Annotated in this window: 7 protein-coding genes; 2 read left to right on the top strand and 5 right to left on the bottom strand. The window is 42.0% G+C overall.

Translation table 11 applies throughout. From position 1 onward, the window contains the following. Positions 1-377 precede the first annotated feature (377 nt). Entirely contained in the window at positions 378-776 is a 399-nt protein-coding gene (locus IQ264_RS30610) for a response regulator (protein ID WP_193986168.1), read from the top strand. Between the two features lie 17 nt (positions 777-793). Then, the gene (locus IQ264_RS30605) at positions 794-1168 is read left to right on the top strand and encodes a signal peptidase I (RefSeq protein ID WP_193986166.1); all 375 of its coding nucleotides are present in this window, start codon (positions 794-796) and stop codon (positions 1166-1168) included. On the opposite strand, the gene galK is transcribed toward IQ264_RS30605, so the two are convergent. The 5 genes from galK to IQ264_RS30580 form a co-directional block, all read right to left on the bottom strand. After that, positions 1165-2235, bottom strand: coding sequence for a galactokinase (galK, locus tag IQ264_RS30600; protein ID WP_193986164.1), 1071 nt, complete (start codon positions 2233-2235; stop codon positions 1165-1167). The genes IQ264_RS30605 and galK overlap by 4 nt on opposite strands. 59 nt (positions 2236-2294) lie before the next feature. Then, a complete protein-coding gene (locus IQ264_RS30595) occupies positions 2295-3386 on the bottom strand; it encodes a M24 family metallopeptidase (RefSeq protein WP_193986162.1) in 1092 nt (363 codons plus the stop codon). A 256-nt stretch (positions 3387-3642) separates the two neighbouring features. After that, positions 3643-4746 (bottom strand): galactose-1-phosphate uridylyltransferase, encoded by a 1104-nt coding sequence (gene galT / locus IQ264_RS30590; RefSeq protein WP_322744838.1) that lies wholly within the window; start codon positions 4744-4746, stop codon positions 3643-3645. Further along, positions 4655-6685 carry a glycoside hydrolase family 2 protein gene (locus IQ264_RS30585; RefSeq protein WP_193986160.1) on the bottom strand — a complete coding sequence of 677 codons (2031 nt, stop codon included), beginning with the start codon at positions 6683-6685 and terminating at the stop codon, positions 4655-4657. The genes galT and IQ264_RS30585 overlap by 92 nt, the downstream gene beginning before the upstream one ends. 137 nt (positions 6686-6822) lie before the next feature. After that, the gene (locus tag IQ264_RS30580; protein WP_193986158.1) at positions 6823-7170 is read right to left on the bottom strand and encodes an STAS domain-containing protein; all 348 of its coding nucleotides are present in this window, start codon (positions 7168-7170) and stop codon (positions 6823-6825) included. Between the last annotated feature and the right edge of the window lie 119 nt (positions 7171-7289).

Below are 7289 nucleotides of genomic sequence, written 5' to 3'. Positions count from 1 at the left end.
GAGCAGAGGGGCTCCAGGGGTAGGGGGACAAAAAAACTTTTTAACTCAAAACTCAAAACTCAAAACTTTCCTCCTAGTCCCTCAAGTATTTATTAACACAAACCGATTTAACAGAAAACTCTGCCTACAGTTAGAAATGTCAGCATTTAGTAACCCTTATTTTGTTGTTTTCACCTTAATAATAATTACGACACATATTCAATGCAGGAGTCAGCAAGCCCTAATTACAGACGAGTTCTGCTGTAATCTGAGCAAAATCTACTTTAGGTATGAGGTAAATCGAGTCAATAATAGGAAATATAGAGTTAGAAATCTTTGGAATTTTAATTTTATTAAATTAAATAAATGTTTTTTACTACATTAGAAGGTTAATTATTATGGTTTCTTCTCCAAGTAAAGCCCAACTTAAGCGTATTCTAATTGTTGATGATATGCAGGACAATATATCTCTTCTAGAAGCGATTTTAGTAGAAGAAGGATATATAGTTGATACTGCAAATAGTGGCAAAGCAGCCTTAGCGAAGGTACAAACTACGCCACCGGATTTAATTTTATTGGATGCAATGATGCCTGGAATGGATGGATTGGAAGTAACTCGACGAATTCGAGAACAAAAAGATCTGCCTTTTATTCCGATTCTGCTAATCACTGCTTATGAAAATCTGAATGCAGCTGAAGCTTTAGATATAGGGGCTAATGACTTTGTGCGTAAGCCGATCGAGTATGATGAATTAATGGCAAGAGTCAGAGCTTCTTTAAGGCTAAAAACGACGTAAAAATTCAGAGTTAATGAATGCAATCTAAAATTATATTTGGAAACGCCGAGAAAGAAGGAACAATGCGTGGGGGTTGGTTTATTGGTCATTTTATGCCAGATAATGACCCTCGTTCTACCTCTGATTTAGAAGTCAAATGGGCTGTTCATCCAGCAGGAGATGGTAGGAGTGAATGGGCGATGAACGCTGAAGCGACTACCCTTTCTATTTTGATTTCGGGAAGATTTCGGGTGCAATTTCCAGAGTCAGAAATTGTCTTATCTAATCAGGGAGATTATGTGCTTTGGTGTTCCGGTGTAGCGCATACCTGGGTAGCAGAATCAGATTCGACAATTTTAACAGTGAGATGGCCTTCAAAATCGGGGGATAGTGTGGGAATGAGTAAGAGTTAATTGATTTCGGGAACTAAAATTTTGCCTTTATGACCTGCTTGATTATAACTTTCTAGGGTGATTTGCGCGATCGCCTTTCCCCTCCCTTCTTTCACCAAAGCAACACAAGCACCCCCAAAACCTGCACCCGTCAAACGTGCGCCAAAAACCCCTGGAGTTGCTTGCAAAATTGCGACTAAAGTATCCAAAGCAGGGACAGAAACTTCGTAATCATCGCGTAAACTAGCATGGGAAGCATTCATTAATTCGCCAAAACGTTGTGGAGAAATTCCTTGAATTGCTTCTAAAACTCGGTTATCTTCAGTAACTACATGACGGGCGCGACGACGCAAAGGTTCTGGTAAAGATTCTACCGCTTGGGGGTTGCTAATATCTCTTAATGCTTTGACTCCCAAAATTCGCGCCGCTTCCTCACATTCTGCGCGTCGTTTGTTGTAACCGCTTCCAGCTAAAGTGCGAGGTACACCGCTATCGATGATGACAATTTCTGCGTTTGAAGGGAAGGGGAGAATTTGGCGATCGAGCGTTCTAGTATCTAAGAATAGCATGGAATGGCGATCGGCTAAACTCGAAGCCATTTGATCCATAATTCCGCATTGTACCCCAGCATAATTAATTTCTGCTAGTTGAGCAATTTGGGCAATTTGCACATCATCAATGGGTAAATTCAAGAGTGCTTTTAATCCCCGTAAAGTGCTAACTTCTAAAGCAGCACTGCTAGACAAACCAGAACCCATTGGAACAGAAGATGTTACATATAAATTTAACGGTGGAATTGAATGTCCGGCTTTTTCTAACAAATCGATGCAGCCAAAAATATAACTAGCAAATCCTTCTTGCGGACGATCGTTTTTAGAAAAACTAACTTTTTCGTCAAGTTCTGCTGAATAAAAATGATGATGTTCGTCATTACTAAAACCCAACTGCACCGTTGTTTTTTGGGGAATAGCAGTTGGGAGAACAAAACCATCATTATAATCAGTATGTTCGCCCAGTAAATTCACTCTGCCGGGGGCACTAGCTTCAATTTTTGGTTGACTATTAAATACATCTTGAAAACTTTTCATAGCTCATTATAAGTCATCTGCGTTCATCTGCGTTTATCTGCATTCATCTGCGTTTTAAATTATCCAATCTCCAAAGGAACAGCACGCAATCTTCCTTCTACTTCAATACTAGGCCAATTCGGATCAAAAGTCAGATTTTCCAACTTTCCATCCTCAAGAATCACAAAAGTATCTTCAATTTTAGCTCCCGGTAAACTGGGATTCCAAGCCATAGCCATGTTTGCTTCTAAAGTATCAATAGTAGTTGGATTCGCTATAATTTCTCGCGCTAAATAACCTGTTGTTCCCCCTTGATGATGTTCCCGAATAGCATTAGGAAACCCGTGCTTTTGATAAGCATTTGCTAAAACATCATAAACCGCATTTAAAGATGTTCCAGCTTTGCAAGAATTCAACGCTTCCGCTTCAATTTCTCTAACATGACGATGCAAATTTGCGTCTTCATCTTTCAACCCGCCGAAAACCACAAATCGGGTAAGATTAGCAAATAAACCATAACCCCTAGCGCAAAAAACCAACATTGCTTGTCGCCCAATCTTTTCCCCAGTTGGTGTTGCATGACGATAAAGCGGTAAACGCCTTTCCCCAGCAACCAAAGTTAAAGCGGGATGTAAACCTCTCGCCCATAAAGCTTCTGCACCCGCCCCCGCAAGTTGGTATTCTGTCCAATTAGAATTAGCCGCTTTTAACACTTCCGTCATCGCCTCACTCGCCTTCCGCCCGACTTGGCGATAACGCTCTAATTCACTGGGCAGCATCACTCGTTTATGCTGTTGTAAAGATGCGGGTAATCGCTTTTCTACGTGGGGGATTGGTCGATCGCTCAACACCTTCCCCCCATTTGTAACTTCCTTTATAAAATTTTCGCGCTGAGAATCATCTGCCCAAGGATAGATATAAAACTGAAAATTCGCCGGAATTTCTTCATCTTTAAACCGTTGGGCTTCTATTTCATTTGTTAGTATCCAGGCATTTTCTTGAGTTACTAAAACTTCCGCAACTCCGGTTTCTGCTGTTAACAAAACCGTGTGGGAAGCGCCAGCAGTCGCCCAAGCAAACCAGTCTGTTCGTTTGAGGCGAATTCCTTGGGCTTCAGTTTCGCTTAAAGCGTTGCGAATTAGATTTAGTTTTTGGGTAACTTCAGGATTCATAAATTTAATTGCTGAATTCAGTTGTTATAAACTTTTTCCTTTCTCTTCTTCTCTTTCCTTCGTGTTCTTCGTGTCTTCGTGGTTCAAAAAAAATATTTTCCACAAATCAAATAAGACTGCTATAAAAAGGCTTAGAATTACATTTAATATTTTATTTGCTGCGAAAACCTCTTTTTAAATTGAACCACGAAGACACGAAGGACACGAAGAGAAGAGGAAGAAGGAGAAAAGTTTTAGTTAAATTTTTCTCAAATTATTACATTTGTACAGGCGTTTCTAAGTTTACAATGACTGCTTGTAATTCTTTGGCTTTCTCTTCAGGAAGCGCGTCGTTAGCAAACATTCCTGCTGCTAATTCGGTTCCGGCGAGATATTTTAAACGGTCTTTTGTGCGATAAGGTGGATAAAATTGAGCGTGTAAATGGGCTTCGGGATGGGGTTTTCCGTCAGTTGGTGCTTGATACCACGCCATTAAATAAGGAAAGGAACGATTCCATAACCCATCATATTTTAATGTAACGGTTTTTAATGCCTTTGCTAGAGATTTAATTTGTGGTTCGGAAAGGTCTATAAAAGTAGCTACTGGTTTAATTGTTGCCAGCCAAACTTCGTAAGTATAACGCGCACAAACGGGCACGAAAGCCACAGCATTTTCATCTAAATAAATAATGCGTTGGTTGTCTTGAATCTCTTTTTGAATTAAATCTTGTAGTAATCCTTTTTGATGTTCCTGGTAAAATGCTTGCTGCATTTCTAACATTTTTGCCGGAACGGGGGGCACGAAAGGATAGGCGTAAATTTGTCCGTGCGGATGTTGTAAAGTTACCCCCATTTCTACGCCTTTATTTTCAAAGGGTAAGACGTATTTAATGTGTAGATGTTCGCTGATTTTACGAGTTCGATCGGCCCACACCTGCAACAATAATTCTAAATGCGACAATTCTAAAGTACCTAAAGAGGCGTTTGGGTCTTGGGTAAATACCACTACCTCGCACGCCCCATTCGCTGGCAAAGTTTCCACAATGTTGACTGGTGGGTTGTTTGCTGCCACAGTCATCGAGGGAAAGCGGTTATCAAATACTGCGATGTCGTAACGTCCTTGGGGTAGTTCGGTGGGAAATTTTGGGTCTTTTGTGGGCGCTAACGGGTTATACTCTGGGGGCGGCATAAATGTCCGCCCCTGTCGATGACTCGCGTAAGCCACCCACTCGCCTCGCAATGGATGCCAGCGCAAGTGGGGGTTGGCGGCTATTGGTTCGTTGCTGGGACTAGGAGGAGTGATTCCCTCCGCAATGGGGTATCGGCTGTACAGAGTCAGCTGGCGACCATCCGGCTTCAATAGCTCCTGGGAATACAACATTATGCTTTTGTGCATAAGCAGCTTTTACTTTTGTGAGCATAGCGTCTTCTTCTTCTTCTATTCCCCTACCTAGAGTTGCAGATGCAATTTCTTCTATGGGGAATTTCGGGGTACGATCGGCATACAATAAACCGTTGGCTTCTTGGAAGGTGTCGGTTAACTGGGTGTAACAAAAACCGCTGAACATTTCAGTTTTGTTAACCACATCTAGTAATGATGTATACCTGATTTGCAGTTCCGAGAGATCCTGAGAACGGACATATCCCCAAGCTTTCCGGTCTTCCCTTCCAGCATAAGCAATCCCGCCAAACTCGGTTAACATGATCGGTTGTCCTTGGTGCGGATAACCGTCGAGGGTGAGCACTCTACCTCCGGGACGTTGGCGATCGAACAAATCTGATAACTTAACTTCAGGGCCGTAGCGTCTCGCTAACCTTGTCGGTTTATTATCATAATCGTGAATCGCCAAAATATCAGTGGCGGCGCTTTCCCATCCATCATTACCCACAACCGGACGAGTCGGATCTAAACTTTTAGTTAGGTGGTAAAGTGTTTGCACTAAATGACGATGCGCGTCTGTCGCGGTTAAGTCGGGAACTCCCCAAGATTCGTTAAAGGGCACCCAAACTACAATACAAGGATGGGAAGCATCTCTTTCAATAACTTCTGTCCATTCTTTGGTGAGGCGTTCCACTGCTTTCGGGGTAAAGCGATAAGCAGAAGGCATTTCTTCCCAAACCATTAACCCTAGCACGTCCGCCCAATACAAGAAACGGGGGTCTTCAATTTTTTGGTGTTTGCGAACGCCGTTGAAACCCATTGCTTTGACTAGTTCCACATCTCGTCGCAATGCTTCGTCAGATGGCGCTGTCATTAGGGTGTCGGGCCAGTATCCTTGGTCTAGAACTAGGCGCAGATAGTAAGGTCTACCATTGAGCATAAAGCGATCGCGTTGCGTTCCCACTGTCCGCATTGCTGTATAAGATTTCACTTCGTCCAGCAATTCCCCCTCAGACCATAATTCTACTTCTGCATCAATTAAGGTCGGTTTTTCCGGGCTCCACAGCAATTCATTCCGGTAGTCATCAATACCCGGATCGGAAAGTGCAATGCGGCGATGAATTTCTCCGTTAATTACCTCATAAGTATCATTAACTAACAAATTCCCATGAACCGATAGTTTCACCTTTATTTGGATACCATTGCGCTTTTCACCCGCAACAAACGCTTCAAACCCAATTTCCCAGCGTTCAAAATGTGGTGTCCAACGAATTTTTTCAATATAAGTAGAAGGAACAATTTCCGCCCAAACTGTTTGCCAAATTCCACTGGTGCGAGGATACCAAATACTATGGGCTTCTAATTGCCAATCTTGTTTCCCACGCGGTTTGGCTAAGTCTTGCGGGTCATCTTCCGCCCAAACAGTAATCTGTTGTGAACCATGATGATTTAATACTGAGGTAATATCAATACTGAATGGGGTATGTCCGCCTTCGTGGTCAGCCATAAATTGACCGTTAACCCACACACGGGCGCGATAATCTACCGCCCCAAAATGCAATAATACCCTGCTTGATTTTAGATTCAGAGATGAAAAATTATCGTAATTTTTCTCTCTTGAATCATCAATTCCCGGTAGATCAAATTCTCGCTGATACCAACAGTTTGGGTGAAAACCTGTGTCGCCAATCCCGCTTTTTTGCGACTCTGGCGCAAAGGGAACTTGAATGGTATAAGTCCAGTCGGAAATATCACTTGGTTGAGTGTAGTTTCCTTCATCATCAAAAGCGAATTTCCACGAACCGTTCAGACAAATCCAATGCGATCGTTGCAGTTGAGGTCGCGGATACGCTCTCTCATTCTGATAGAAATCAGAGGTCGTGCCGGAATTACTCGACCCATTGTAATAATTTTCTAGCCATTTGCTTAAAGAGTGCATTCTGTCTTCTACCCCAGGATATAACTTCTATATCTACAATACCCACAAGTAGAAAACTGTTAACTCTTAGAGCCTATTTTTATTAAAAAATATTTCCAACCAGACTGAGCTAGAGATTTTGATAACCTCACTTTCAACTACTTGTTGAGTACGACTGTTTTCTTAGTCGGAACTAAATCTTCGACTGAAGAATTAAAATCAGGTAAAACTTCAAATACCCGATCTAAACCTGTCAGTTCTAACAACATTTTAACTTGATGGCTTGTCGATTTGAGCATCAATTGACAATTAGCTGCCCTAGCACTTCTCCAAATGGAAATTAGAGCCATTAAGCCGGAATTACTGATAAAAGTGACACTCTTGAGGTCGAGGAGAAATATTTTGACACCTGCCGCAATTAAGCTCTCTATTTCTTGATGAAATTCCCAGGCATATTGACTATCTAAAATTTCGGGAGATTGAATGGTTTTAACGAAAATACTCATCTTTTTAAACCTCTTTTGCTAAATAAAAATGTTTGGGAAGGGGACTGGGGATTGGGTACAGGGGACTGGGAAGAAGAGGTAGGGAGGTAGGGAGGTAGGGGCAATAAAAGAGAAGAGAT

Source organism: [Phormidium] sp. LEGE 05292 (assembly GCF_015207735.1).
In the GTDB taxonomy this organism is placed as follows: domain Bacteria; phylum Cyanobacteriota; class Cyanobacteriia; order Cyanobacteriales; family Aerosakkonemataceae; genus Floridanema.
Note: the sequence above shows the minus strand (reverse complement) of the source record. Positions and strands in the feature narration are given on the sequence as shown.

Bases quoted from the DNA above. Each gene is read 5' to 3' on its own strand.
- IQ264_RS30610 (WP_193986168.1), top strand. From the start codon at position 378: ATGGTTTCTTCTCCAAGTAAAGCCCAACTTAAGCGTATTCTAATTGTT.
- IQ264_RS30605 (WP_193986166.1), top strand. From the start codon at position 794: ATGCAATCTAAAATTATATTTGGAAACGCCGAGAAAGAAGGAACAATG.
- galK (WP_193986164.1), bottom strand. From the start codon at position 2,235: ATGAAAAGTTTTCAAGATGTATTTAATAGTCAACCAAAAATTGAAGCT.
- IQ264_RS30595 (WP_193986162.1), bottom strand. From the start codon at position 3,386: ATGAATCCTGAAGTTACCCAAAAACTAAATCTAATTCGCAACGCTTTA.
- galT (WP_322744838.1), bottom strand. From the start codon at position 4,746: ATGTTGTATTCCCAGGAGCTATTGAAGCCGGATGGTCGCCAGCTGACT.
- IQ264_RS30585 (WP_193986160.1), bottom strand. From the start codon at position 6,685: ATGCACTCTTTAAGCAAATGGCTAGAAAATTATTACAATGGGTCGAGT.
- IQ264_RS30580 (WP_193986158.1), bottom strand. From the start codon at position 7,170: ATGAGTATTTTCGTTAAAACCATTCAATCTCCCGAAATTTTAGATAGT.